This is a genomic window from Hymenobacter negativus (assembly GCF_016056375.1).
Classification (GTDB): domain Bacteria; phylum Bacteroidota; class Bacteroidia; order Cytophagales; family Hymenobacteraceae; genus Hymenobacter; species Hymenobacter negativus_A.
The window spans coordinates 38,640-64,927 of record NZ_JAEDAE010000002.1; the positions used below are offsets into that span (position 1 = coordinate 38,640).

General features: G+C 63.2%; 22 protein-coding genes and 1 other RNA gene. 11 read left to right on the top strand and 12 right to left on the bottom strand.

Translation table 11 applies throughout. The features are described from left to right. The first annotated feature begins 99 nt into the window (after positions 1-99). The 3 genes from I7X13_RS04985 (at position 100) to I7X13_RS04995 (ending at position 5,457) form a co-directional block, all read left to right on the top strand. Positions 100-4,395, top strand: a complete 4,296-nt coding sequence (locus tag I7X13_RS04985; protein ID WP_198074617.1) for a PAS domain-containing protein — start codon at positions 100-102, stop codon at positions 4,393-4,395. Continuing rightward, positions 4,392-5,033, top strand: coding sequence for a response regulator (locus tag I7X13_RS04990; protein WP_198074618.1), 642 nt, complete (start codon positions 4,392-4,394; stop codon positions 5,031-5,033). The genes I7X13_RS04985 and I7X13_RS04990 overlap by 4 nt, the downstream gene beginning before the upstream one ends. Before the next feature lie 166 nt (positions 5,034-5,199). Next, positions 5,200-5,457, top strand: coding sequence for a hypothetical protein (locus I7X13_RS04995; RefSeq protein WP_198067128.1), 258 nt, complete (start codon positions 5,200-5,202; stop codon positions 5,455-5,457). Between the two features lie 72 nt (positions 5,458-5,529). Here the strand turns inward: I7X13_RS04995 and I7X13_RS05000 are convergent, their stop codons facing one another. The 5 genes from I7X13_RS05000 to I7X13_RS05020 form a co-directional block, all read right to left on the bottom strand. Next, positions 5,530-6,387, bottom strand: coding sequence for a cyanophycinase (locus I7X13_RS05000; protein WP_198067127.1), 858 nt, complete (start codon positions 6,385-6,387; stop codon positions 5,530-5,532). A 295-nt stretch (positions 6,388-6,682) separates the two neighbouring features. After that, entirely contained in the window at positions 6,683-7,594 is a 912-nt protein-coding gene (locus I7X13_RS05005; protein ID WP_198074619.1) for an isoaspartyl peptidase/L-asparaginase family protein, read from the bottom strand. Between the two features lie 2 nt (positions 7,595-7,596). Then, positions 7,597-8,016, bottom strand: coding sequence for a hypothetical protein (locus I7X13_RS05010; protein ID WP_198074620.1), 420 nt, complete (start codon positions 8,014-8,016; stop codon positions 7,597-7,599). A 132-nt stretch (positions 8,017-8,148) separates the two neighbouring features. Next, the gene (locus I7X13_RS05015; protein WP_198074621.1) at positions 8,149-9,027 is read right to left on the bottom strand and encodes an RES domain-containing protein; all 879 of its coding nucleotides are present in this window, start codon (positions 9,025-9,027) and stop codon (positions 8,149-8,151) included. Positions 9,028-9,231: 204 nt separating this feature from the next. Further along, positions 9,232-9,726: a YciE/YciF ferroxidase family protein gene (locus I7X13_RS05020; RefSeq protein WP_198074622.1), complete on the bottom strand. Its 495-nt coding sequence runs from the start codon at positions 9,724-9,726 to the stop codon at positions 9,232-9,234. A gap of 631 nt (positions 9,727-10,357) precedes the next feature. Between I7X13_RS05020 and I7X13_RS05025 the strand changes: the two genes are divergently transcribed. After that, a complete protein-coding gene (locus I7X13_RS05025; protein WP_198074623.1) occupies positions 10,358-10,813 on the top strand; it encodes a hypothetical protein in 456 nt (151 codons plus the stop codon). Positions 10,814-10,927: 114 nt separating this feature from the next. Here I7X13_RS05025 and I7X13_RS05030 read toward each other — a convergent pair whose 3' ends face one another. From I7X13_RS05030 to I7X13_RS05045, 4 genes are all read right to left on the bottom strand, one after another. Continuing rightward, positions 10,928-11,536, bottom strand: coding sequence for a DsbA family protein (locus I7X13_RS05030; protein ID WP_198074624.1), 609 nt, complete (start codon positions 11,534-11,536; stop codon positions 10,928-10,930). A gap of 12 nt (positions 11,537-11,548) precedes the next feature. Beyond that, positions 11,549-12,052: a YciE/YciF ferroxidase family protein gene (locus I7X13_RS05035; RefSeq protein ID WP_198074625.1), complete on the bottom strand. Its 504-nt coding sequence runs from the start codon at positions 12,050-12,052 to the stop codon at positions 11,549-11,551. A 168-nt stretch (positions 12,053-12,220) separates the two neighbouring features. Then, positions 12,221-12,526 carry a KGG domain-containing protein gene (locus I7X13_RS05040; RefSeq protein ID WP_198074626.1) on the bottom strand — a complete coding sequence of 102 codons (306 nt, stop codon included), beginning with the start codon at positions 12,524-12,526 and terminating at the stop codon, positions 12,221-12,223. 229 nt (positions 12,527-12,755) lie between these two features. Continuing rightward, complete coding sequence (locus tag I7X13_RS05045) at positions 12,756-12,911, bottom strand: hypothetical protein (protein ID WP_198074627.1); 156 nt, start codon at positions 12,909-12,911, stop codon at positions 12,756-12,758. 176 nt (positions 12,912-13,087) lie between these two features. Here I7X13_RS05045 and I7X13_RS05050 point away from each other — a divergent pair, with 176 nt between their 5' ends. The 4 genes from I7X13_RS05050 (at position 13,088) to I7X13_RS05065 (ending at position 15,195) form a co-directional block, all read left to right on the top strand. Continuing rightward, positions 13,088-13,291, top strand: coding sequence for a hypothetical protein (locus I7X13_RS05050; protein ID WP_198074628.1), 204 nt, complete (start codon positions 13,088-13,090; stop codon positions 13,289-13,291). A gap of 37 nt (positions 13,292-13,328) precedes the next feature. Continuing rightward, positions 13,329-13,553 carry a hypothetical protein gene (locus I7X13_RS05055; protein WP_198074629.1) on the top strand — a complete coding sequence of 75 codons (225 nt, stop codon included), beginning with the start codon at positions 13,329-13,331 and terminating at the stop codon, positions 13,551-13,553. A gap of 92 nt (positions 13,554-13,645) precedes the next feature. After that, the gene (locus tag I7X13_RS05060; RefSeq protein WP_198074630.1) at positions 13,646-14,065 is read left to right on the top strand and encodes a hypothetical protein; all 420 of its coding nucleotides are present in this window, start codon (positions 13,646-13,648) and stop codon (positions 14,063-14,065) included. A gap of 59 nt (positions 14,066-14,124) precedes the next feature. Then, complete coding sequence (locus I7X13_RS05065; protein ID WP_198074631.1) at positions 14,125-15,195, top strand: tellurite resistance/C4-dicarboxylate transporter family protein; 1,071 nt, start codon at positions 14,125-14,127, stop codon at positions 15,193-15,195. Here the strand turns inward: I7X13_RS05065 and I7X13_RS05070 are convergent. The 3 genes from I7X13_RS05070 to ssrA all read right to left on the bottom strand — a co-directional run bounded on the left by I7X13_RS05070 (position 15,155) and on the right by ssrA (position 18,785). Next, complete coding sequence (locus I7X13_RS05070) at positions 15,155-15,613, bottom strand: molybdopterin oxidoreductase (protein ID WP_198074632.1); 459 nt, start codon at positions 15,611-15,613, stop codon at positions 15,155-15,157. The genes I7X13_RS05065 and I7X13_RS05070 overlap by 41 nt on opposite strands. Before the next feature lie 12 nt (positions 15,614-15,625). After that, positions 15,626-17,929, bottom strand: coding sequence for a molybdopterin oxidoreductase family protein (locus tag I7X13_RS05075; RefSeq protein WP_198074633.1), 2,304 nt, complete (start codon positions 17,927-17,929; stop codon positions 15,626-15,628). Between the two features lie 483 nt (positions 17,930-18,412). Then, positions 18,413-18,785, bottom strand: a transfer-messenger RNA (tmRNA) gene (gene ssrA / locus I7X13_RS05080). 317 nt (positions 18,786-19,102) lie between these two features. Here ssrA and I7X13_RS05085 point away from each other — a divergent pair. The 3 genes from I7X13_RS05085 (at position 19,103) to icd (ending at position 26,022) form a co-directional block, all read left to right on the top strand. Then, complete coding sequence (locus I7X13_RS05085; protein ID WP_198074634.1) at positions 19,103-21,190, top strand: DNA polymerase III subunit gamma/tau; 2,088 nt, start codon at positions 19,103-19,105, stop codon at positions 21,188-21,190. 375 nt (positions 21,191-21,565) lie between these two features. Continuing rightward, entirely contained in the window at positions 21,566-24,550 is a 2,985-nt protein-coding gene (locus tag I7X13_RS05090; protein WP_317191536.1) for a M16 family metallopeptidase, read from the top strand. A 206-nt stretch (positions 24,551-24,756) separates the two neighbouring features. After that, positions 24,757-26,022, top strand: coding sequence for an NADP-dependent isocitrate dehydrogenase (gene icd, locus I7X13_RS05095; protein WP_198074635.1), 1,266 nt, complete (start codon positions 24,757-24,759; stop codon positions 26,020-26,022). Positions 26,023-26,288 lie beyond the last annotated feature (266 nt).

Below are 26,288 nucleotides of genomic sequence, written 5' to 3' on the forward strand. Positions count from 1 at the left end.
GCCCCTTATCTACGGTTCTGCTTGCTTGAAAAATCTGGGAGCAGGCAATAAAAACTTCGTAAGCTTGGGTTGCGGAGCCTGGTTGCCCGCTCATTTTGTATGGCTCCGATTCCGCCCACTTCACCCGATTCTTCGTCGTCGGAGGCACTGGCCGCCCCCGAGGCGCTGCTCGACGCGCTGCCCTGGGGGGTACTGGTGCTAGATGCGCCGCACGTCATCCGGCGCCTCAACCAGCAGGCGGCGGCCTGGTGCGGGGCCCCGGCCGGGGCGCTGGTAGGCCAGCCGCTGGCCGGAGCGCCGTTGCCGGAGGGCGTGGTGGCCGCGCTGACGCAGCTGCTGACCACAGGCGTGGCGGGGCCCGACGTCTGGCTGCCCCACGCCCAGCAGTGGGTGAGCATGCGTCCGGGGCCCGCGCCGGCCGGCCAGCATTGGGTGTTCTGGGAAGACGCCACGGCCCGGCACCAGGCCGAAACCGCCCAGCAGCGCAGCGTGCAACTGCTGCTGGATATGGAGGCGGTGGCCCACACTGGCTCCTACGAAGCCGACCTGTCCACCGGCAGCTTCTACTTTTCCGACGGCATGTACCACTTGTTCGGGGAGGACCCTCCAACTTTCGAGCTCACGCTCGACGTCATCGATGCCCGCTCGCACCCTGCCGATGCGGCTGCCATTCGGCAGGTGCTCGACGAGGCCGTGCGCACCCGGCAGCCCTACACCTACCGCCGCCGCATCCGCCGCGCCGACGGCCAGTGGCGTACCATGGAGGCCCACGGTGAAGTGCGCTGCGACGCGGCCGGCCATGCCGTGCAGCTGCGCGGGCTGGTGCAGGACGTGACCGAGCGGGTGCAAGCCGAGCAGGCGCTGCACCAAAGCCACGAGCTGCTGCGGCGCACCATTGACAGTTCCCTGGAAATGGTGCAGGTGTTCGAGGCCGTGCGCGACGAGCAGGGCGCGGTGGTCGACTTCACCTGGGTGCTCAACAACACCGCCGCCGAGCGGTGGTACGGCGACGTCATCGGCCAGCGCCTGTGTGAGCTAAACCCCGGTGTGGTGGCAGAGGGCATTTTCGACACGTTCCGGCGGGTGCTCGAAACCGGCGTGCCCGACCAGAGCGAGCGGCACTACCAGCACGAGCAGTTCGACGGCTGGTTTTACCAGTCGGTGGTGAAGCTGGGCGACGGTGTGACGACCACCACCCGCGACATTTCCGTGCGCAAAAAGGCCGAGCAGACGCTACTGGCCAGCCAGCACCTGGTGCAAACGGTGTTCGACGTTTCGCTGAACCCCATTGCCTACCACCGCGCCGTACGCGACGCGGCTGGCCGCATCGTGGACTTTGAGTTTCAGCTGGAAAACCGCGAGGCGCGCCAGTACGCGGTGGCCGACCGGCGCGGCCAGCGGTTTTCGACGGCCTACCCGGGCATCCTGGACACCACCGTGTTTCAGTTCTACTGCGCGGTGGTGGAAACCGGCCAGCCCCTCAACACCGAAGTGCAGCTGCGCCTGAAAGGCCAGGAGCGGTGGTTTCATCTGGTGGCCGGGAAGCTCGACGATGGCCTGGTAGCCAGCGCCATCGACGTGACCGAGCGCAAGCAGTCGGAAGCCGAAATCCTGCGCCTGAAAGAGGAAATGGCCCGGCGCGCTACCGACAAGTACCACGCCCTGCTCGGGGCCACCACCCAAGGCTTTTGCCTGCTGCAGCTCCTGTTTGAGGAAACCGGCCAGCAGGCCGTCGATTTCCGCTACCTGGAGATGAATCCCGCTTTTGTGGAGCACTCGGGCCAGCCGGCCGATGCCCAGGGCAAAACCGTGCGCGAGCTGGTGCCCGACTTGGAACCGCTGTGGCTGGAAACCTACGGGCGCGTGGCCCTAACCGGCCAGCCCGAGCGCCTGGAATACCACGTGGCGCAGCTGGGCCGCTGGTACGACGCGCACGCCTTCCGCATGGGGCCGCCCGAGGCCCGGCAGGTGGGCGTGCTCTTCAGCGACGTCACGGCCCGCAAGCAGGGCGAGCAGCGGCAGCAGTTTCTGTTGCGGCTGGCCGACGCGCTGCGTCCGCTGGTCGACCCGCTGGCCATTGCCACCACGGCGTGCCGGCTGCTGGTGGAGCACCTGGCGGCCAGCCGGGCCCAGTACGTGCAGGTAGAGGGTGAACTGGAAAAGGAAACGGGCGTGGTGCAGGGCGAATACATCCGGCGGGGCCAGCCCATGCCGCGCCGCCACCGCTTTACCGACTACGGCGAGCCGGTGGTGGCCGTGCTGCGGGCCGGGCAAACGCTCGTGCTGACCGACACGGCTCACGACCCCCGGCTGACCGAGGACCAGCGGGCCGCCTATGCTGCGGCCGAGTCGCCCGCCGCCATTGCCACCCCGCTCGTGAAAGGGGGCCGCCTCGCGGCCGTTTTTACGGTGCACCACGCTGAGCCCCGGCCCTGGACCGCCGCCGAGGTGGCCCTGGCCGGGGAGGTAGCCGAGCGCACCTGGGCCGCCGTGGAGCGTGCCAAGGCCGAAACGGCCCTGCACCTGAGCGAGGCGCGGCTGCGGGCCCTGATTACCAACCTGCCCGGCGCGGCCGTGTTCGTCGTCGACCGCGACCTGCGCTACCAGTTGGCCGGCGGCGAAGCCCTCGAAGCAGCCGGTTTCCGCCCGGCCGATTTGCTGGGCCGCACCGTGGCCGAGGCCATGCCGCCCAGCCTGGTGCCTCAGTACGAAGCCCACTACCGGCGGGCGCTGGCTGGGCAGGGCTTCGCGCGCGAGCACACGGCCCACGGTCGCACGTTCATCTCGCGCGGGGTGCCCCTGCTGGACCCCGCCGGTGAGCCCGAGGCCGTGCTGGTGGTGAGCTACGACATCACGGCTCGCAAGCAGGCTGAAGAAGCCCTACGCGCCAGCCAGACCCAGCTGGCCCTCTTCAATGCCAAGTTGGAGGACCGGGTGGTCCGCCGCACCCGCGACCTGCAAGCCAGCCGCGACCTGCTGCAGTCGGTGTTTGATACCAACCTGATTGCCATGTCGGTGCTCGAAGCCGTGCGCGACGAAGCGGGCACCATCCTCGATTTCCGGCTGCGGCTGGTGAGCCGCGAGTTGGAGCGCGAAACCGGCCGCGCCGACCTTATGGGCAAGCTCTACGCCCAGGAGTACCCCGGCATTCGCGACGTGGGCATTTTCGACCTAGCGGTGCGGGCCGTGGAAACCGGCGAGCCCCAGAGCATGGAATACTTCTACCCCCACGAGGGCTTCAACAAGTGGTTTGCCTGCCAGTTTGTGAAGCTCGGCGACGGCGTGGTGGCCACTAATCTCGACATCACGGCCCGCAAGCAGGCCGAGGACGAGCGGTTCAAAAACTTACAACTACTGCAACAGGCCGAGTCCTTGGTAGGCCTGGGTAGCTGGGAGTACGACCTGCGCAGCGAGCAGTTTACCTGGTCGGCCGGCATGTACAACCTCTTCGGTATCCCCCTGGGCCAGCCAGTCCAGTTGGGCATCATCTTTAACATGGTCACGGAGGAGGGACGCCCCCAAGTCGAATACCTCAGGACCTGCATCCGCACGGGCGCGTGCGACATCAAAGAAACGGTGCAGGTGCGCGTCAACGGGCAAGTCCGTACCGTGCGCATCCGGGCCGTGGTGATGCACGACGAGCAGGGCCAGCCCCAGAAGGTATTGGGCATGAACCTGGATATCAGCGAGCTAAAGCGGTTGGAGGCTAATAATTTACACCTGCGCCTGACGCAGCAGCAGGCCCTGTTCGAGGCTGTGCAGGCAGCCCAGGAAGCCGAGCGCAAGCGCATGGCCGAAAGCCTGCACAACGGCATCGGCCAGATTCTCTACGCCACCAAGCTGCGCCTCGACCGCCTGCACGCCCCGCTGCTGGGCATCGCCCCCGCCTTGGTGAAAGCCCGCGCCGAAGCCGACCAGCTGCTGAGCGAAGCCATTCGCCAGACCCGGGCCCTCTCGCACGAGCTGGTGCCGCTGGTGCTGGAAGAGTTTGGGCTGGCCGCTGCCCTGCAGGACATTTCCAGCAAAATGAGCACGCCCCGCCTGCGGCTGCGCAGCCACATCGAGCTCGACGCCGACGCCGTTCCGCTCGCCCTGCCGCTGCAAATGGCCCTCTACCGCATGGCCCAGGAGCTGGCCCAAAACATCGTGAAGCACGCCCACGGGGCCACCACCGCCACGCTGGAGCTGGAAACCATGCCCGGCTGGGTGCTGCTGCGCGCCGAAGACAACGGCCCCGGCTTTCCGGCCACGCCCGCCGAGCAAGCCGGCCTGGGCCTGCGCAGCATCCGAGACCGGGTGGCCTTGCTCGGGGGGGAGTTGGAAACCGGGGCGGCCGCGGGCGGCGGTGCCTACGTACGCATTCGAATACCTCTTCCCGAACCCCCCACGCCATGACCCGTCTCTTCCTCGTCGACGACCACGCCGTGCTTCGCCACGGCCTGCGCGCCCTGTTTCAACAAGAGCCTACCCTGCAAGTGGTGGGCGAAGCCGAAAGCGGCGAGCAGCTGCTGGCCCAGCTGCCCACCACGCCCTGCGACGTGGTGCTGCTCGACCTGCACATGCCCGGCCTCGACGGCCTGGCCACCACCCAGCGCCTACACGCCGAATACCCCGAGGTGCGCGTGCTGGTGCTTTCGATGGTGGACAACGAGCGAGCCATTGGGCAGGTGCTGACCGCCGGGGCCAGCGGCTACATCCTAAAAAACACCGGCCACGACGAAATAATGGTGGGCGTGCGGGCCGTGGCTGCGGGCCGCCGCTTTCTGTGCTCGGAGCTGGGCCTTGTCATGCTGGAAAAGCTACTGTCGGGCGTGCCCGAGCCGCCGACCAAGCCTGTCGGCGGGCTCTCGCCTCGCGAGCAGGAGATTCTGCAGCTGGTGGCCGATGGCCTGACGACCGCCGAGATTGCCGACAAGCTCTTCACCAGCCCCCGCACCGTGGAAACCCACCGCCAGAACATCATGGAAAAAACCGGGGCCAAAAACACCGCCGCCCTGATAAAAATTGCCGCCAGCCAGGGCTGGCTGAAGTAGGGAGTTTGGCGTTGGCATTTTTCGCCAAAAGAACGGCCATACAGAGCGCAGCGAAGCATAACTGTTTCGACTTAACATCTGCCGCCGCTCCACACCACGCATAACTGGCGTCTATACATCAGCCGGGTCTCTGACACAAACCTCTTTCATAAATTCCTTCTGCATCATGCCTCTCCACCCCGAGCTAGACAAAAAGCTTAGCAAAATCTACGAGCCCAAAACGACCATCGACGACGTATTCAAGGGCTACGACATCACCTTCACCACCAACGAGCACGGCGAGCCGGTGCTGCTGTTTTTCGGCAAGCGCCGCCCCGACGGCCTCATTGTCGGCGAGCGGTACACGCGCACCATCAAGCGCCAGCCAGGCAGCCTGGAAGTGAAATCGAGCCACTGGGATAATCAGGGTAAAATCATGCGCTAACGGTCGTCGGCTACTCAGAAAAGCCCGTCCTACGCAACAGGACGGGCTTTGGCCTTTGCGTTTAACGCTACCTTATTCCGGCTTCTGCACCGGCGGCTTATCGGAGGCGAAGCCGGGCAGGGTGAAGCGCTGCCCCTCGGCCAGCAGGTGCAGGCGCAGGTCGCGGATGGAGAAGACTTCGCCGGGCTTCACCGTGTAAATCGTGTTTTCGGTGCACTCGTGGCCGTCGAGCAGCACCACGATGCCCCGGCCCACGACCTCCAGTTGGTTGCCTTTGCTTACCAGTACGGCCGTGTCTTCTTCCAGGCCCAGGCCGATGCAACCGGGGTTGGTGGCAATAATCTGGGCCATGCGCACAATGCGGCCCCGGGCAATGAAGTGCGTGTCGACGGCCACGTCGCGCAGCAGCTGCAGGCCGGTGGTGATGTGGATTTCATCCTTCACGAAGCCGGCATCGTTGCGGCCCTGGTATATCATGGGCGTGCTCATGGCCGTGGCTCCGGCGCTGGTGCCCGCAATGACAATGGGCTCGCGCAAATAGCGCTCGGTGAGACGCTCGAGCACCAGCGTGCCGCCGAGCAGCGCCGTGAGCCGCAACTGGTCGCCGCCCGTGAACATGACGCCGTCGGCCCGGTTCAGCATGTCCAGCGCCTCCACGCTGTTGGCCTGCTCGCGGCTTTGCACATCAAGCACTTCAACGTGCTTGAGGCCGAGGTCTTTGAAGAGGTCGACGTATTCCTTGGCCGATTCTTCGGGCTCTTCCGAAGCGGTGGGAATGACGAGGATGGTGCCTTTTTTGGGCAGCTCATCCACGAAGCGCTTCAGAATGAATTCGGGCGATTGTTCGTACGAGGGGCCAGCTTTCTCGCGCTGCTCGTGGCCGCCAATGAGGAGCAGCTTGCCTTTGGGTGTCGGGAATAGGTTGGGCATGAAGAGAGGAGGAAAAAGGGGTAAAGCGGGCAGCAGCACTGCCCGGCACCGGCACCCCAGCTGGCCCACGCCAGTAGAGCGCCGGTGGTGGAAAAGCGGGGCGCGGCAGCTACGATGTGCTGCTTACCGCCCCAGTTTTTCGCCGCCGGGTTGAGGTGGCGGCGAGAAGCTCGAGGATTTCTACGGCGCTAAAAACGGTTCGTTGGCGCTGGAAATACGGGTTTTTGGGTTCGGAAAATCCGTATTTGAGGGCGAGGAAGTGCTAAGATGGCCGTCATGCAGAGCGCCCGCGCCGCTACTCATCCTTCCACATGGCCACCACGGGCTCGCCGGTGCCCACGCGGTAGGCGCGGCGCATGAGATTGGTGTTGAATTCCAGGGCGATGTTGCCGTGGTGGTCGATGGCAATCATGCCTTTGTCGCCCTTCAGCTCGTCGTCGCGCAGGGCAATGGCGGCCTGGCAGGCTTGGGCCAGGGGCAGGCCTTTGTGCTTCACCAGCGCGTGCACTTCGTGGGCCAGCGCGCCGCGCATAATTACCTCGCCATCGCCGGTGCAGGACACGGCGCAGGAATCGTTGCTGGCATAAGTGCCGCCCCCGATGATGGGGCTGTCGCCCACGCGGCCCTTCAGCTGGCCCTCGATGCCGCCGGTGCTGGTGGCCACGGCCAGGTTGCCATCCTGGTCGAGGGCCACGGCCCCCACGGTGTCGTGCATGGCCATGGCCTCCTCTTTCTGCACGATTTCCAACCACTGCTGGCGGGTTTTCTCGGTGAGGAAGTAACTGGGCGGCTTCACGGCGAGGCCTTTTTCAAGGGCCAGCTCCAGGGCGCCCAGCTCGGCCAGGCACACGTGAGGGCTGTGCTCCATCACGGCGCGGGCCAGGCTGATGGGGTGCTGCACGTAGGACACGGCGCTCACAGCCCCCGCATTCAGGGTGCGGCCGTCCATGATGGCGGCGTCCATCTTCACCTCGCCCTGCTGGGTGAGGCCGCTGCCGCGCCCGGCATTGAAATGCTCGTTGTCTTCGAGCGTGCGCACCACGGCCTCCACGGCGTCGAGGGCCGGGCCGCCGCGGTGCAGGATTTCCCAGCCGGCCTGCAGGGCTTCGGCCAGGCCTTTGCGTTGGGCGGCTTCTTCTGCCGGGCTGAGCTCGTCGGGCTTCATCGTCACGGCACCACCGTGAATAACCAGGGCGTATTTCTTCATGCTTAGATGTGGCCAATGGGGGTGAGCTGCCAGAGCTGCCCGCACCCAGTAGGCAGGCACTGCAGGCGGTAGTAGCCGCGCAGCAGCTGGCCGTTGAAATTGAGCCGCAGTACGCCCTGGTCCAGCTCGTGGCGCAGAGTAGCCGTGGTGCCGGGCCGGGCCGAGGCCAGCTGCATGGTGCCGGTTTCGACGCAGGCCAGCGCACCCAGCATGGGTTCAGCCGCCAGCAGCCACAGCAGCACAGGGCGCTTGGCCAGCTGTTTCAGGGGCAGGGGCACCACCCAGTGGGCCTGGCTGCCCTGGTCGTCTTCCAAGGCAAGCTCGTAGTAAGAAGGCATTTCGCGCGAGTGCCGCACGGCAAACGAGAGGCCGTGCGGGGCGTCCAGGACCGCCTCGTCGGCGTAGGTGAGAGTGGGATTCATAGCAGGGGATAGTTAGGACAGAACAGACCAGTTTAGTACGAGTCTTAAGCTCGACGTAGCGACGGGAAAAAGACGGATTTTGGCCGGCATAAATCCGGCTTTTGTGCTCCGGGTTTCACGCACCGGTGGCCATCAGGCGCAGTGCCACTCGCCGTTTTGCAGCCAGCAGTCGGTGGCGGTGCTGCCCTCGCGCAGCACCCAGTTGCCGGGGCGGCCCTGCCACTGCAGGCGGCCGTCGGGGCCGGTGGCGTGGGCAATGTCGAGCGAGCGCACGTCCAGCACGTCGGTACCGGGCGAAACGTGGTGCACGCGCAGGTGCTCTATGTAATCGAGCGTGAGCTTGCCGGCGTCGAGGCAGTCGGGGTGCAGGGCCAGGTTGTGGGCCGGCGAGGCCATGGCCGCCGACGGATACAGCAGCCCATCAAAGGCCCGGCCCAGCTGGCAGGCCTCGGCCACGGCAATGGAGAGGCGGTAGTGGTGCTGGTCGTCGTCGGCCACGGCGCGGGTGAAGGTGCGGGTGAGGAAGGCCGCCAGGGCGCGGGTTTCTTCCGGCAGCTGGGCCAGGGCATAGCGCAGGGCTTTTTCGCGGTCGGCGTGCGGGTCGTCGGCGCAAGCATCGGCGTAGCCGAAGCTGAGGATGCGCAGCGGCTGCCGCGTCTGCCAGCGCGTGATGACGATGCCATCGCCGGGCTGCACGTGCGCCTCAAAAAATGGCGGGTGCCAGGTGGCGCTGCAGTAGAACATGGGCCGGCCGGCGCGGTTGGCGCGCTGGTCGTGGCGCACTGCCTCGGGCGGCGGGTACGACACGTCGGCCAGCCGCGCGGGCAAGCTTTCGCTCAAAATGCCGCGATAAAGCAGCCGGCCCGGGGCCAGCGTGAGGCAGCGCAGGGGCTGGCCTTCCAGCAGCGCGCGCACCCGCGCCACCAGCTCATCAATGGAATGCCGGCGCAAATCGAGGTGCCGCAGCGAGTCGAGCTGGTGCTTAACGGAGGCAGCGGAACGTGCGCTCATGGAAAACGGCAGATTGGGTTTACTAAAAATGCCCGCTGCGGGCGGGCACTTTCGGGACTATCACAGGGGTAGTCGGGAAATCATGAATCGATTTCCCCTATGCCAGGCTTGTCGAAGCCTCCTCACCGCGCAACCAATCCAAACAAATGCAACCAGGCAGTGAAGAGGTTTCGACAAGCCGAATAATACAATGGTCGGCAGGGGCTACACGGCTTTCTGGTTGAGGTAGTTCTTGGCCAGGTCGTTGAGCTTGGTGTCGGTGAGCTGCTCTTCGTTTAGGGTTTGGCACAGCAGCTCGGCCACTTCGGTGTGCCCGAGGCGCTGGGCATAGTGGGCGGCAGTGCCGTAGCCCGAAATCTCGTAGTGCTCGATGCGCTGGGCAGCGGCAATCAGGGCGGCGTCCATCACCTCCTCGGTGGCACGCTCCGACATCGTTTCCTGGCCTTCGGCGATGAGGCCCTTCATGGCCTTGCAGGTGTGGCCGTCGAGGTCAAGTTCCAGGGCTTCGCCGATGGTTTCGAGGCGCTGGAGCTGCTGTTCCGTTTCGTGCAGGTGCTTGGTGAAGCCGGCCCGCAGGCGGCCGTCTTTGGCCTTTTCGGCCATCAGGGGCAGGGCCTCAATGAGCTGGCTTTCGGCACTGTACAGGTCTTTGAGCTGCATTTCGAACAGGTCGTCGAGGGTTTCAAGTTTGTCGAACATAGGGAAAGAGCAAAATGGTGAGAACGGGAAAACGCGGGCCGCCCGCCGGGGCGGTAGGGTTCGTTGCTTACGCCCCGGCAGCGGGGCACGTTCGGGGCGGCAACCAAGGCCATTGCGCAGTTTTTGCAGTTGCCATTCGCCGGTAAAATGCTTTATGACAGCTGGTTGCTTTTGTTAAGAAATTGCCATTCAAACCCGTTCTGCAGAAAACACGGAGCAAGTAAATCCGCATTAGCACTGCTCAAATCAGCACTTATCGCGCGGGCAAAGCGCTTTCGGGCGGGGGCCGTTCATCGCAAGCTAAACCGTGGCTGCGCCGTGCAGGCTCTGCGCCATCGCATCGGGAACAGCCAGTGCCGGCCGAACATAACCGGCCTTCCGGCCAAGCGCAATTAGCGTGTTTGTTCCTACGTACTATCCGGCCAAAATACGTGCTTTTAGCCCCGCTTCACCTTCATTGTCAGTCGTATAAATTGGCGAGGCTGGCGGCTGCGCCCTGGCTCAGAGCATGGCAAGCGCAGTGGCCTACGTGGCCGCAGCAGTTTGCTCCAACCAGGGCAGCGGGCTCTTGCCTCACGGCATCCATTCATTTATCGTTCTCATTTTTCACCCTCACCTCATTGCAAAGCTTATGAACAAGCGCATTTCCCGGCCGCTCCGCGCGGCTACCTTCCTGCTGGGCTTAGGCCTGGCCACCAGCACGGCCCAGGCCCAAACCACCACCGGTGGCAGCACCTCGGGCACTACCAGCGGCACCACGTCCGGCTCAACCAGTGGTAGCACCAGCGGCTCGATGGGCTCCACTTCGGGCTCAACCTCGGGCTCGATGGGTTCCACTTCCGGCTCGACGGGCTCTACTTCGGGTTCCATGGGCTCCACCTCGGGTTCGATGGGTACCACTTCCGGCTCCGGTGGCCGCAATTCGGGCTCAATGGGCTCCACGTCGGGTTCGCGCAATGGCTCTTCCCGCGGCAATTCTACCTCGGGCAGCCGGAGCGGCCACAGCAAAGGCCACCGCAGCACCACGTCGGGCAGCACCAGCGGCTCCAGCACCAGCGGCAGCACTTCGGGCAGCACCACCCGCTAGGCCCGCCGCCTGCTTCAACCCCAGCAAAACAGGCAGGCTCCGTAGTGGGGCCTGCCTGTTTTGCTGGGGTTATGCGGCCAGCCCTAGGGCGGGTGCGGCGCTGAATCTGCTTATTCAGCCCGCGCCGCCATCCACCAGGCTGGGCTCATAAAAAACATCCGGGGCCAGGGCGGCCAGCGCTTGCAGCAGCGCCTCGTAGGGCTGGCTGCCGCCCGTCAGCACCGCGCCCGGCCCGGGCCCACGCCGCACCACGACGAGGCTCGGCCAGCAGCGGATGTGGTGCCGGTGGGCCTGTTGCGCATCCTCCAGCAGTGCGGCCTCGCCCGCATTGGCCGCCATGTCCTGCCGGAAAACCGCTGCATCGAACACGGCGGGAAACTGCGCGGCCAGCGCGGCGGCCACGGCGGCCAACGTGGCCGGGCAAGCCGCGTGGTGGCCCTGGCGCGTGACGGCGGCGCGCACCGCCCGCAGGTAAAGCTCGCCGGCCTGGGCACTCTGCCGCTCGGCACACTTCACGGCCAGGCAGGCCGGATACGACGAGGCGGGCAGCGAGCGTAGCCGGTAGCGCCAGGCAAACCGGTGGCCAAAATCGGCTCGCAGCCGCTGCCCGTGCTGCTCGAAGGCCGCGCTCTGCGGGCAAAGCGGGTCGGTGTAGCATTCGAGCAGCACAGGCCTGGCCGGGGGCGGATTCAGCGAAGCGGGCAATTCTACCGAGTGTTCCATTACGGGGTACTTTTACGACGGGCTTATAGCTTTTTCATCGATGAAGCTGATGGCCAGCTGGTTCAGTAACTCGTCAGTGTTTTTCTCCTCGGTCAGCGTGGCCCCCAGAATGTCGGCCGCCGCCGCCAGGCCCAGGCGCTTGGCAAAATGCACCACAGTGCCGTACTGGGCTATTTCGAAGTGCTCCACGCCCTGCGCGGCGCTGATAATGGCGGCATCGCGCACTTCGTCGGTGGCGCGCAGGGCCATCAGCTGCTCGCCTTCCTCAATCAGCCCTTTCATGGCTTTGCAGCTGGGGCCGTTCAGGTTCATATCGAGGCTTTTGGCCACTTGTTCGAGGCGAACCACGTAGTTTTCGGTTTCGCGCAGGTGCACTTCCAGTCCCATTTTCAGCTGGGGGTCGGTGGCCTGGGCGGCCATCTTGGGCAGGGCTTTGGTAAGTTGCTTTTCGGCGTCGTACAGGCCTTGCAGCTTGATTTCGAGCAAGCCTTCGAGGGATTCTATTTTATCGAACATGGGAAAAGGAATAAAATGGTGAAATGAAAGCAGGAACTGGGCCCGCCCGCCGAAGCCCGACGGGTAGCGCATTGGCACAAAAAGCCCCTGGGGAATACCCCCAAGGGCTTTTGCGTACTTGATTGCCGGGCATCTGCGGCGCTGGGGCAGCGGGTCCGGGAATCCGGGCTAGCGGTTGCCGCCGTTGCTCTTTTCGCCGCCTTTGCGGCCAGCCTCGCGGGCCTCTTCCGAGGTGAACTCGTGGCCCCGGCCGCTCTCGTGCGAGGCTTTGCCGCCTTCGCTGGCAATGCGGCGCTGCTCTTCAGGGTCCATGCCGGCAAAGCCCCGGCCGCCCTGGCCGCCGCTATTGCCGCCTTGGTTGCCGCCGCCGTTGCCGCCTTGGTTTTTCTGGGCTTTGGCCTCGCCGCCTTTGCGGCCGGCTTCGGCGTGCTGCTCGGAGCTGCCGCCGCGGGTGTTTTTCTGATTGTCTGCCATGAGTGAAAAAGGTTAATAGGTGGATGATAATTACCCTTGCTCTAACGACGCGCCCATGGCCAACGGTTGCGGGTAATAGATTAAATATCAATCAATTGGTAATTTATCCGGAGGGCGGCTCCGTAACTTTTCGTGGCGGCTGCGTAGTTTCTGCATTCGGCTCCGTATTGCCGTCGGCGGCCCGTGAGGCTTGGTGTAGTTCCACGAAAAAGCAGGTGCCCGCGTCTTTTTAGCTTTCCACCCACAGCCGGCCCCGTAGCAGGGCGTTGAAGTCGGCGGGCTGCTTTTTCAGGTGGCTGGCAGCGAGCGAGCCCAGCAGCAGCCCATCCTGCATCGGCTTGTTGGCGTTGGCGCCGGCCCGACGGATGAGGGCCCGGTAGCTCACCGTGGCCGGGGTACGGCCGGGGGCCGTAGCGCCCCTACGTAGTTTTCGGAATGACCCTGCAGAAAGTACGTAATTTGAACCGTAGCGGCCTTTTTGCTCATCCTCAGCCCGGCAGCCGGCGTTTAAATGGGTTGCCGCCTACCCGGTCGGCGGCACGTCCACGGTCTTACTGAGCTATGAAAACTGCCCCTAACCCCGCCCACCCGGCCTCGCTGGCCGACCCAAAAATTATGAAAACAGCCCGGCGCGACCACACGCCCGCGGCTCGGTTCGAGGGCTTTGAGGAGGTGACCGGCGAACAGGGCCACCGCTGCCTGCCCCCGTTCCCCATCGTGCCCCAGGTCCTGCGCCTCCCAGACTTCGGCCGCCCCTGGCTGTAACACTGTTTTTGGGTCCGCCCGCTAACCTATTTTCCTGATGCAAGTCACCATTCATCGCCAGAAAGCACCCACGTTTGCCACGCCCGAGGAGCACGAACGGTACTACGGCTACCTGGTGGTGCAGCCCCTGGCCACTTCTCCGGCCGACATTCTGGGCCGCTACCACTCCCGGCGCGAAGCCGAGCAGGCCGCCGCGCGGCATTTCGGCGGCACCGATGTGGAAGTGATGACAGCCCGGGACCTGCGCCGCCTGGCCGGCTGATTGCCGGCCCAACCACCGCCCACCTCCCTTACGCCACCCCTGTGCCAGCTTGGCCGCTTCCTGGCCGGGCACGGGCATTCCATTTAAAAAATATGCAGCCCACCGCTTCGGCCCGGCTTTATTTCGAAAACAACGCCGGTCGCCTGCTCGAGCATGCCGATGGCTACGTTGTGTTTCAGTACCACCCCGGCAAGCGCAACCTCGCCGATTTGCAGGCCCTGCTCACCCACACCAGCAACCTGCTCAACCGCAACCAGTGGCACCGCCTGCTCGGCGACCAGCGCCTCATGTCGCCCTTCACCGAAGAAGAAAGCGCCTGGATAAAAACGTACTGGCTCGACAGCAGCCTCCAGCGCCCGGGCGGCATCTACGGGGCCATTATCCTGGCCCACGACGTGTTTGCCCGGCTGGCCATGAACCAGGTGATGCACGAAGCCAAAGCCTCGGCCCTGACTTACCGGCTTTTTGAAACCGAGGAAACTGCCGTGGCCTGGCTCCGGCAATTGCGCTAGTGCCGCCCCGCCCCGTGCCCCTGCTGTGAACCCCACCCGCGGTGCTTGCCCGCATTTTCATGAAAAAGGCCCTGAACCAGTTTCCGCCGGTATACTTTGCCCTGGTCATGTCGACTGGGATTCTTTCGCTGGCCGCCCATGAGCTAGAGCTTACTGCCTTAGCCGAAGCACTTTTCTACGTTAACCTGGTTGCGTATCCACTCCTGGTGCTGTTGTTCGTGGGGCGGGCTCTGGTGGGCTTTCGGGCATTTTGGGCCGAGCTGACCTCGCACGCGCAGGGGCCCACCTTCCTGGCCTTCATGCCGGCTACTTGCCTGATGGGCAGCCAGTTGGTGCAGCTGCGCCACAACATGGCGGCGGGCAATGCATTATGGGTGCTGGGGCTGGTAGGCTGGGCGGTGCTGCTCTACGCGCTGCTGCTGGGCACCAGCACAGCCCGGCAAAAGCCCGACCTGGAAAAAGGCCTCACCGGGGCCTGGCTGCTGCTGGTGGTGGCCACCGAGGCGCTGGTGGTGCTGGGGGCGCGGCTGGCACCGCAGTGGCCGGGGCCGCCGGAGGCGGCCGTGCTGGGGCTGGCCGGGGCATTTCTGGTGGGCGCGGTGCTCTACGTCGTGCTCATCACCCTGCTGGTTTACCGCCTCACGTTCGTGCCACTGGCCGGGGAGGAAGTTGGGGCCGCGTACTGGATAAGCGTAGGAGCCAGCGCCATCACGGTGCTGGCCGGCTGCACGCTCCTCAAAGCCATGCAGCCGGCCCACGCACTGGCCGACCTGCAGCCGTTCATCAAAGGCCTGAGCCTACTGTTTTGGGCCATTAGCACCTGGTGGCTGCCCCTGGTGGCGGGCCTGCGCCTCTGGAACCACCTGCATACGCGCCCCGCCTTCGCCTACAGCCCGCTCTACTGGAGCATGGTGTTTCCGCTGGGCATGTACACGGCCGCCACTTTGCAGCTGGCCACGGCCCTGCCGCTGCCGGCCCTGCGCGTGGTGCCGACCTACTTTTTCTACCTGGCCCTGCTGGCCTGGGGGTTCACCTTCGGGGCCATGCTGTTCCATTTGGTTCAGCAGCTGCGAGGCGGCTCGCCGCAAGCTACTCCGCCACCAGCAGCGTCTGCGGGGCGGCCTGCTTGATGCGGCCCAGCAGCCACTCGGTCTGGCGCTGGGTGCGGGGCTGGCAGTAGGCGCAGGCGGCTTTCAGGTCCTCGTCGCGCAGGGCCAGGGTGGCCTGCCGAATCACCGTCCAGCACAGCTGCACTTCCTGCGTGAGCAGCCAGAGGTCGTGCAGGTCGCGCAGCAGGGCCAGGCTGCCGCGGCGCTTTTCCGAGAATAAATCGCGGCGCAGGTCCTTGGGCTCGTCGCTCTTTTCTTCCGAATACTTGGCCACGAAGGGCAGCACCCGCCCGCGGTGCTCGCGCGACCACGCCGAGAGCTTCCGGCACATCTGCTCAATGTCGGGCTCGTCGCGGTGCTTGCGGGCCACGTGCTCAAACGCTTTGGTGAGCTGCTGTTCGCTGCTTTCCAGCAGGCCGAGGTAATTTCCTAAGTGCATAGCGGGCGGCGGTTAGGCGTTGGTTTTGCGAATGCGAACGGCTGCGTACTTGAAGTGCGGCTGCTTGCTGACGGGGTCCCACTCGGTCAGGGTCAGCTCGTTGGCGGCGCGGGCGGGCGCATCGGCCGCCTGCCCCCAGGCTCCGTAGTGGAAGGGCATGAACACCAGCCCCGGCTCGATGCCGCCGATGCGGGCTGGCGCGGTGGCCCGGCCGCGCCGCGAAGCCACTTCCACCAGGTCGCCCTCGGCAATGTCGTAGCGCGCGGCGTCCTCGGCCGCGAGCTGCACAAAGGCTTCGGGCGCGGCCTGCTGCAGGGCCCGGGCGCGGCCGGTTTTGGTGCGGGTGTGGAAGTGGTACACCACCCGCCCGGTCGTGAACCAAAGTGGAAAATCTGCGTCGGGCTGCTCGTGGGGCACTTCGTAGTCGGCGGCCAGCAGGCGGGCGCGGCCGTTGGGGTCGTGGGCCCGGTAGGCTTCGGGAGAGGTTTCGGCCCCGGTCACCAAGTCGTAGCCGTAGCTTTCGCAGTAGTCGGCGTGGGTGTTGAACTGGTGGTCGGGATACAGGTGGGCCGCCCCGTTGGGGTGCTCTTCGTTGCAGGGCCACTGAATGCCCGAGCCTGCCGACAGCCGGGCGTAGCTCAGGCCCGAGTAGTCGCAAGGCCGGCCCTTGCTGCAGGCTTTCCACGCTTCAAAGGCCTCCTCCGGGGTGTCCCACTTGATAAGCGGCGCGCCGTCCTGGTCCCGGAAATCCATGCGGCGGGCGTAGTCCAGAAAAATATCGAAGTCGGCGCGGGCCTGCCCGGGCGGCTCCACGGCCTTGTGCGAAATGTGCACCGTGCGGTCGGTGTTGGTGAAAGTGCCGGTTTTCTCGCCCCACAGCGCGGCCGGCAGCACAATGTCGGCCAACTGCGCGGTTTCGGTCAGGAAAGCATCCTGCACCACCACCAGCAGGCCCTTCTGTTCCAATATTTTCCGGATGCGGCCCAGCTCGGGCATGCTCACCACGGGGTTGGTGGCCTGAATCCAGAGCAGCTTTATCGAGCCCGTTTCGCAGTAGCGCCAGATTTGCATGGCGTGCGTGGGCGGGGCCCAGTGCGGAATCTTATCCGGGTGCACGTTCCAGAGGCGGGCCAGCTCGTAGATGTGGGCGGGGTTGTCCCAGTTGCGGAAGCCGGGCAGGTCGCCGTCGGCCCCGCACTCGCGGGTGTTTTGCGAGGTGGGCTGCCCGTTCATCTGCAGAATGGCGTTGCCTTCGGAGCCAATCAGCCCCCGCAGCAGGTTGATGTTGTTCACCTGCACCGCCGCCGCGGTGCCCTGCATCGACTGGTACACGCCCTGCAACACCGTGGATACCAGCGTGCGGCAGGTGCCCAAAATCTGGGCCGCAGCCTGTAGCTGCCCGGCCGGCACGCCCGTCAGGGCCTCCACGCGCTCGGGCGTCCATTTGCCCACGGTTTTCACCAGCTCCTCAAACCCCACGGTGTGATTTTCGATGAAGTCGTAATCGACGTGGCCGTTTTCAATCAGTAGGCGCAGCAGGCCGTTGAGCACGGCCACGTTGGTGCCGGCACGCGGGGCTAGGTGCACGGTGGCCTGCTCGGCAGTGAAAGTGCGGCGCGGGTCGATAACGACCAGCCGGGGTGGGTTGGGTCCCGCCAGCCGGTCCAGAATGCGCGTCCAGAGCACGGTTTGCTGCGAGGCCATGTTGTGGCCCACCAGCAGCACGGCCTCGGTGGTGTCGAGGTCGGCGTAGGAACCGGCCTGCCCGTCGGTGCCGAAGGATATTTTGAGTGCGGCCCCGGCCGTAGCAGTGCACAGGCGGGTGTTGCCATCCATGTGTGGCGTGCCCAGGCCGGCTTTGCCCAGCACGCCCAGCGTGTAATAATCCTCAATGAAGAGCTGGCCCGAAGTATAAAAGCCAATCGAGCTGCTGGTGTGCTGCTCGATTAATTCTTTCGATTTGGCCACCAGCAGGCCCATGGCCTCGTCCCAGGTAGCGGGCACCAGCTGGCCGTTGCGGCGGATGAGCGGCGTGGTGAGGCGGTCGGGGCTGTTGTTGGCCTCCCAACCGTGCAGGCCTTTGGGGCCCAGGCGGCCGTGGTTCACGCGGTCCACCGCCCGGCCGCGCACGCCCACTATGCGGCCGTCTTTCACCCCAATATCGCAGCCGCAGCCGTTGGAACACAGCACACAGGCCGACTGTACCCAGTGGTCGGGCTCCTCGGTGGTGCGCTCGTCCACGCGCTCGGGCCACTCGCCGAAGTAAGGCGTGCGGGGCCCCCAGATGTCCAGAATACTGTCGCGGTTTTCGGTCATGGTCGGGAAGATTAAGGCAACGGCCGCGACAAGTTCGCGGCTCCACGTTTACCGGCCTCTACGCCGAAGCTCAAAAAAGAATGGTCGACAGTAGCGAAATAATTATGTGCAAAACTGGTCGCAACCGGCCGCACGCAAGTGACTTGGTGCTGCGAAATGCACCAATGTTTATTCAATTCTAAAGCGAATAATTTGAGAACCGCGGGAGTCGTTACGTCAGCCTTGTCTGGCAGAAACCATCGGCAAATCAATGAGACAGGAGCTTTCCCTTTCTTCCAATGGATAGTCAGCCCCCGGATTTTAAGTGGTCGGGCAGAAATAACCGAACAAATCGGAACGTCTTGCTTCGACTGTGTTCAGCAAGTCGTTCCGATTTATGAATTGCCAAACTTTCCGGAGCAGCTTTATAAGGAAAATTCTTCTTCTCAATTAACGTCCCGTAAAAACCGAAAAACCCCGCCTGCAAGCTGCAAACGGGGTTTAAAGTGGAGATGCAGGGATTCGAACCCTGGTCCAGACAAGGAAATCAACGTGCTTTCTACGTGCGTATCCAGACTTGAATTTTCGAGGAATCTCAGGCGTCAGTCAGGCCCTTGAGCTTCCCTTAGCTGCAGTTGGGTTTCGCCCCCGCATCACAGCTCTACGAAGGCTATTTTCTACTTACGACGCTCCGAACTCCCAGGTGTAGAAACTTACCCGGGCGGAACGATGGCAATTACCTAATTCTGAACTAGGCAGCCATGGCGTACGAATAGTCGCCAGTTGTTTTTCGATAGATTTTTTGACAGGAGAGCTTCCATCAACTCCTGGCACGCTTACCCGCAATTTGCGCAAGCTGTCAATTCCGGTCATCCCCAGTTGGTAAAGAACGAGTCCGCCGAAGCGGGCCGCGAAGGTACGCGGTTATGGGAGAAACGCTAGAGCAGGAGGGAAGGTTTCCGTCAGTTTGGGTGTTTGTATGGTGTGAAGACAGTATACAAGGGACGTCATGTCGAGCGCAGCCGAGACATTTCGCTCGGGGCAGTAACCAATAATTAGTGGTGGCACGCAAGATGTCTCGGCTGCGCTCGACATGACGTTCTGGTTATCAGCACCGCCACCCAACTGCCCAGCTTCCCCGCTAAAACCGCTTCCAAAGCCGCCCGTTTCTGGGTAACTTTGTAGAGAGAACTTATGGATAATTTCGTCGTTTCGGCCCGCAAGTACCGTCCTTCCACGTTTCGCAGCGTGGTGGGGCAGCAGCACGTCACCACCACGCTGCAAAACGCCATTCAGAGCCACCACCTGGCCCAGGCGTTCCTGTTTTGCGGCCCGCGCGGGGTGGGCAAAACCACCTGCGCCCGCATCCTGGCCAAAACCATCAACTGCACCAACCTCACGGCTGAAACTGAGGCCTGCGGCACCTGCGCCTCCTGCGTGGCCTTCCAGGAAAACGCCTCCTTCAACGTGCACGAGTTGGATGCCGCTTCCAACAACTCGGTGGAGGACATCCGCTCGCTGGTGGAGCAGGTGCGCTACGCCCCGCAGGCCGGCAAGTACAAGATTTACATCATCGACGAGGTGCACATGCTCTCGAACGCAGCCTTCAACGCCTTTCTGAAGACGCTGGAGGAGCCGCCGAGCTACGCCATTTTCATCCTCGCCACCACCGAGCGCCACAAGATTATTCCCACCATTCTGTCGCGCTGCCAGATTTTCGATTTCAGCCGCATCCGCGTCGAGGACATGCGCGGGCACCTGCGCTACGTGGCCACCCAGGAAGGCATTACGGCCGAAGACGACGCCCTGCACCTGCTGGCCCAGAAGGCCGACGGTGGCCTGCGCGACGCCCTGTCGATGTTCGACCAGATGGTGACTTTTGGCGGCAACAACCTCACCTACAAAGAGGTGGTGCAAAACCTGCACATCCTCGACTACGACTACTATTTCCGCCTCGTCGACAGCCTGCTCACCGAAAATCTCTCGGCCGCCTTACTGCTGCTCGATGAAGTGATGCAGAACGGCTTCGACCTGCACAATTTCGTGGTGGGCACCGCCGAGCACCTGCGCGGCCTGCTGGTGTGCAAAGATGCCGTGACCGTGCAGTTGCTGGAAGTGTCCGAGGGCATCCGGCAGAAGTACGTGCAGCAGGCCCAGGCCGCGCCGCTGGCTTTCCTGCTCTCGGCCTTGAACCTCATCAGCCAGTGCGACCGGGAGTTCAAGCAAGCTAAAAACCAGCGCCTCCACGTGGAGTTGGCGTTGATGAAGCTGGCCTACCTGAACGGGGCCGTGCAGTTCGTACGCGAGTTGAGCCCCGCCAACGGCGAGGCTAAAAAAAAAACTAGCAGCCTAAGCAGCGGCGAAACTTCGGCGGCCACCGCGCTGGCCAGTAATGGCAGTGCCAGCATTGGCAGCAACGGCCACGCCCAGCCCGCGCCGGTAGCGCCCGCCCCAGCCGCCTCCCACGCCGCCCCGGCGGCCTATGTTACCGAGTCGCCCGCTGCGGTTTACACGGCCGCCCCGCGCCCGGCCGCCGCGCCTGCGCCGTTGCCTATGCCAGCCGCGCCCGTAGCTACCGGCCCGGCCCCAGCCGATGGCCCCGACCCGCTGCCGGTCGAAAACGGCGTGGACGAGCTGCACGACACGCCCAGCATCGAGGACGACCCGGCCGCGCCCGTCACCGAGCGGCACCAGATGCGCGACACGCTGCCACACGTCGAAATCGGCGTGCCCAGCTTCGAGGGCATCGAGCCCGCGCCGCGTCCTACGCCGCAGGCGGCTTTCGCCAAAATTCCCAGCCTGGTTAGCAAAATTCCCAGCCTGAAAGACCTGAGCAGCCGCAGCGCGGCCGCCGCCAGCCAGGCAGCCAAGGATGCGGCCGCCTTAGCCGAGCCGCAGCACAGCGGGCCCGTTACCGCCACCGAACCCGCCGTGCTGCAGCGCGTGTGGAAGGAACTGGCCGAGGAACGCAAAGCTCAGGACCGCATGAGCGAGTTCTGGGTGCTGAACCGGCCGGTATCAGCCAACGAGGAGCACGTCATCGACCTAGCCGTAGACAACCCCATCCAGGTCGACCAGTTCAACGAAATGCGCGTGGAGTTTCTGGCCGACCTGCGCCGCCGCACCGGCAACCCCCGCCTCAACGTGCTGCCCTTCGTGACAGACGCTGCGCCTACGGCCCGTAAGCTCTACACGTCAACCGACAAGTTTGAGTACCTGGCTGAGCGGTTTCCGACCCTGCGCGACGCCAAGCAGCGGTTGGGGCTGGAAAACGAGTTCTAGATAATAAGGGCCGATTGCTGTAAAGACGCATACTTGCGTCTCGTCGTCTGCGCCGTTCGGGCATCGTCAACTGCTGTCATTCAACGACGAGACGCAAGTATGCGTCTCTACATCGCTAGAGCGTCCGCAGCGGCTGCAACTCCTTGCTGCTTACCGCGTCTTTACGGCCACGCACGAGCCAACCATGGCCGTTGTAAAATCAGCTGATTGCCATACCCGTGTCTGCAAACGATTGGGGAAATGGAGGAACGGGATAAGCCTCCGCGTTGAGCCCGCCGCAACCTTGCAAGATATGGCGAAATTTTGTTTTTTATTCCTCTATCACCCAGCTACCTTTGTTTTTTGAATCCCCTGTTGCACCCGCTTGCGCCTTTCGTGAAAAAGAATTTTCTGCTGTTGATTCCGGCCCTGACGGTATTAGGGGTTGCCACTCAGTGCCAATCGAGTAAAACGGCCAGCATGGCCTCGACGGCCCCCGCGGCCGCGCCGGTTACCACCGCTGCGCCGGCCGCTCCCAAAGAATACCGCTACGAATCGGTGCCCGGTGACCCGCTCGGCGTGCGCATCTACCATCTGGACAACGGCCTGACCGTCTACCTGTCTGATTACAAAGACGCGCCGCGCATCCAGACCTACTTGGCCGTGCGCGCGGGCTCCAAAAACGACCCTGCCACCGCTACCGGCCTCGCGCACTACCTGGAGCACATGGTGTTCAAGGGCACTTCGCAGTTGGGCACGCAGGATTGGGCAAAGGAAAAGGTGGAGCTCGACAAGATTGAGGCGCTGTACGAGGTGTACCGCGGCCAGCGCAACGACCCTGCCGCTCGCAAGCGCACCTACCACCAGATTGACTCCATCTCGGGCGTGGCCGCGCGCTACGCCGTGCCGAACGAGTACGACAAGGTGATGGGCGCCATCGGCGCGAAAGGCTCCAACGCCCATACCTCGAACGAGGAAACGGTGTACCAGGAAGACATTCCCAGCAACCAGCTGGAGAAGTGGGCCGCCATCCAGGCCGAGCGCCTGCGCGAGATGGTGCCGCGCCTGTTCCACACCGAGCTGGAAGCCGTGTATGAGGAGAAAAACCGCGGGCTGGACTCGGACTTCAACAAGGAGTTTGAGGCGCTGAATGCTGCGCTCTACCCCACGCACCCCTACGGCACGCAGACGACCATCGGCACGATTGAGCACCTGCAAAATCCTTCCATCACGGAGATTAAGAAGTATTTCGGCCAATACTACGTGCCGAACAACGTGGCGCTCTGCCTGAGCGGCGACCTGGACTACGACCAGACCATCCGCATCATTGACAAGTATTTCGGCGCGATGTCGAGCAAGCCGGTGCCAGCCTTCAACGCGCCAGTGGAGAAGCCGCTCACGGCTCCTATTACCAAGGAGATTCTCGGGCCGCAGTCGGAAAACGTGATGCTGGGCTTCCGCCTGCCGGGCAAGGCCAGCAAGGACGGCGTGCGCCTGCGCATGCTCGATAAAGTCCTGACCAACGGCCAGGCCGGCCTCATCGACCTTGACCTGAACCAGCAGCAGAAGGTGCTGGAAGCTGCCTCGTTTACCGACCTCAACGACGACTACTCCACGCACGTCATCTACGGCACGCCACGCCAGGGACAGAAGCTGGAGGAAGTGAAAACCCTGCTGCTGGGCGAGCTGGACAAGGTGAAGAAAGGAAACTTCCCTGATTGGCTGATTCCGGCCATCATCAACAACGAGAAGCTGACGCGCACCAAGAGCTACGAAAGCAACGAGGCCCGCGCCAGCGCCATGTACGAGGCGTTCATCGAGCGCGTCGACTGGAAGGACTACCTGCAGCAGCAGGAAGATTTCGGCAAAATCACCAAGGCCGAAATTGTGAAATTCGCCAACGACAACTACGGCCCGAACTACGTGACCGTGTTCAAGCGCACCGGCACCGACCCCAACAAGGTAAAGGTGGTGAAGCCCGCCATCACGCCCGTGCCGGCCAACCGCGACGTGGCCTCGGCCTACTACAAGCAGCTCACGGCCATGCCGAGCACGGAGCTGCAGCCGGTGTTCGTGGACTACAAAAAGGACATTCAGGAAACGGAAATCAAGCCCGGCCTGCCGCTGTACTACACGCACAACGCCGAAAACGGCTTGTTCAACCTGTCCTACGTCTTCGACTTGGGCAAGAACAACGACCCGCGCTGGAGCCTCGCCACCGATTACCTGCAATACCTGGGCACCGGCAATTATAGCGCCGCGCAACTGCAGCAGGAGTTCTACAAGCTGGGCTGCTCCTTTAACGTGAGCAGCGGCCCCGACCGCATTTTTGTTACGCTCAACGGCCTCGATAGCAACCTAGAGCCTGCCTTGAAGCTGTTCGAACAGCTCATGGCCGCGCCCAAGCCCGATGCCGTGGCTCTGAAGGACATGGTGGCCGGCGTGCTCAAGCAGCGCCAGGATGCCAAGCTCGAAAAGCGTGTGATTCTGAACCAGGCGATGGTGAACTACGTGAAGTACGGCCCGAAAAACCCTTTCACGAACATCCTGAGCGAGAAAGAGCTGAAAGCCGTGAAGCCCGAGCAGCTCACGGCCCTGATTAAGAAGCTGGAGAGCTACCAGCACCGGGTGCTGTACTATGGCCCCCGCGCCCAGGATGCCACGGTGGCCGTTATCAAAACCGAACACCACACGCCCGCCAAGCTCACGCCCGCTCCGGCAGCCAAAGATTTCGCCGAGCAGCCGCTGAAAGACAAAAAGGTGTACTGGGTTGACTACAACATGGTGCAGGCCGAAATCCTGTTCCTGACCAAGGGCGACCTGTACAGCAAGGAGTTGGCCCCCACGGTGGCACTCTACAACGAGTACTTCGGCGGTGGCATGGGCAGCATCGTGTTCCAAGACCTGCGCGAAAGCAAGGCGCTAGCTTACTCGGCCTACTCCGGCTACAACAACGCCGACAAGCTGGGCCGCTCCAACTACAACCTGAGCTACATCGGCACCCAGAGCGACAAGCTGCCCGAGGCCATGGCCGGCATGGAAGCCCTGCTCACCGACATGCCCGTGGCCGAAGCCAACCTGGAAATCGCCAAAAACGCCATCCGCAATAGCATCAGCACCGAGCGCATCACCAAGGGCAACATCCTGATGAGCTACGAGCGCGCCAAGCGCCTCGGCCTAGACTATGACATCCGCCGCGACGTGTACGCCAGCACCCAGAAAATGACTTTCGACGAACTGAAGAAGTTTCAGCAAGCCAAAGTGCGCGGCCAGAACCAGGTTATTTTAGTGATTGGCTCGAAGGACCGGCTGAATTTCAAGGAGCTGGCCAAGTACGGCCAAGTGCAGCAGCTCACGCTGAAAGAGATTTTCGGGTACTAAGCTACCCGCCCGGGGGAACCTCACCCCCCTAGCCCCCCTCTCCCCAGGAGAGGGGGGGACTAGTTTCCAGCTTAGCTGATAGCAGGCTGGAACGGTTCTCAGGCTAGAAATTAAAACTAAAAACTAGTTTCCCCTTTCCCTGAAGAGAGGGGGCTAGGGGGTGAGGTTCCCCGCCTGAACATCAACAAATACACCATTTTACCCACATGGCAGAGCAAAAAATCACCATTAAAAACGGCAAGCTGACCGTTCCGGACAAACCCACCATCCCCTTCATCGAGGGCGACGGCACGGGGCCGGACATCTGGCGCGCCTCCAAGCTGGTGTTCGACGCCGCGGTGGAAAAAGCCTACGGCGGCAAAAAGCAGCTGGTATGGAAAGAAGTGCTGGCCGGTGAAAAAGCCTACAAAGCCACTACCAACTGGCTCCCCAACGAAACCCTCGACGCTTTCCGCGAATACCTCGTGGGCATCAAAGGCCCGCTCACCACGCCTGTAGGCGGCGGCATTCGCTCCCTCAACGTAGCCCTGCGCCAGGAACTTGACCTCTACGCCTGCGTGCGCCCAGTGCGCTACTACGACGGCGTGCCCTCGCCCGTGAAGCACCCGGAGCTGACCGACATGGTTATTTTCCGCGAGAACACGGAGGACATCTACGCCGGTATCGAGTACATGAATGGCACGCCCCAGGCGCAGAAAATGCTCGAATTTCTGCAGGACGAGATGGGCGTGAAGAAAATCCGCTTCCCTGAGTCGTCTTCGTTCGGCATCAAGCCGGTGAGCAAGGAAGGCACCGAGCGCCTCGTGCGCGCCGCCATCAAGTACGCCCTCGACAACAAGCTGCCGAGCGTGACGCTGGTGCACAAGGGCAACATCATGAAGTTCACCGAAGGCGCCTTCAAAACCTGGGGCTACGAGCTGGCCGAAAAGGAATTCGGTGCCAAGGTGTTTACCTGGGCTCAGTACGATAAAATCGTAGCCAAGCAGGGCGTGGCCGTGGCCGACGCGCTGCAGAAGCAAGCTGTGGAGCAGGGCAAGCTAATCATCAAGGACAGCATTGCCGATGCCTTCCTGCAACAGATTCTGCTGCGCCCCGCTGAGTACTCGGTGGTCGCTACGCTGAACCTGAACGGCGACTACATCTCCGACGCGCTGGCGGCCATCGTGGGCGGCATTGGCATCGCGCCGGGCGCCAACATCAACTACGTGAGCGGCCACGCCATCTTTGAAGCCACTCACGGCACGGCCCCCAAATACGCCAACCAGGACAAGGTGAACCCCGGCTCCGTCATCCTCTCCGGCGTGATGATGCTGGAGTACATGGGCTGGAAAGAAGCCGCTGCCCTCATCAACAAGGGCCTCGAAGCCGCCATTGCCAGCAAGCGTGTGACCTACGACTTCGAACGCCAGATGGAAGGCGCCACCCTCCTCAAAACGAGCGAATTCGCCCAGGAGATAGTGAAGAATATGTAGTAGCTTGGCCGCTGCCTAAGCACCAACAGAAACCCCCGCGTCGGCTGCAAGGCTGGCGCGGGGGTTTTGGGTTTAAAAAAGTTTTGTACCAGTGATACTTTCGAAGCTTCTCAGCACCGCAGTATTATGCTTCCTAGCTCAAGGTGAGCCTAAATCTATAGTGGTCCCGAAGGACTTTGCCATTAGAGTTAATTATGGAGATGATATAATTGACACGTTCCAAAATACGTTCACACGCAAAGGTGTTTCGCAAAAACGCATGGCTA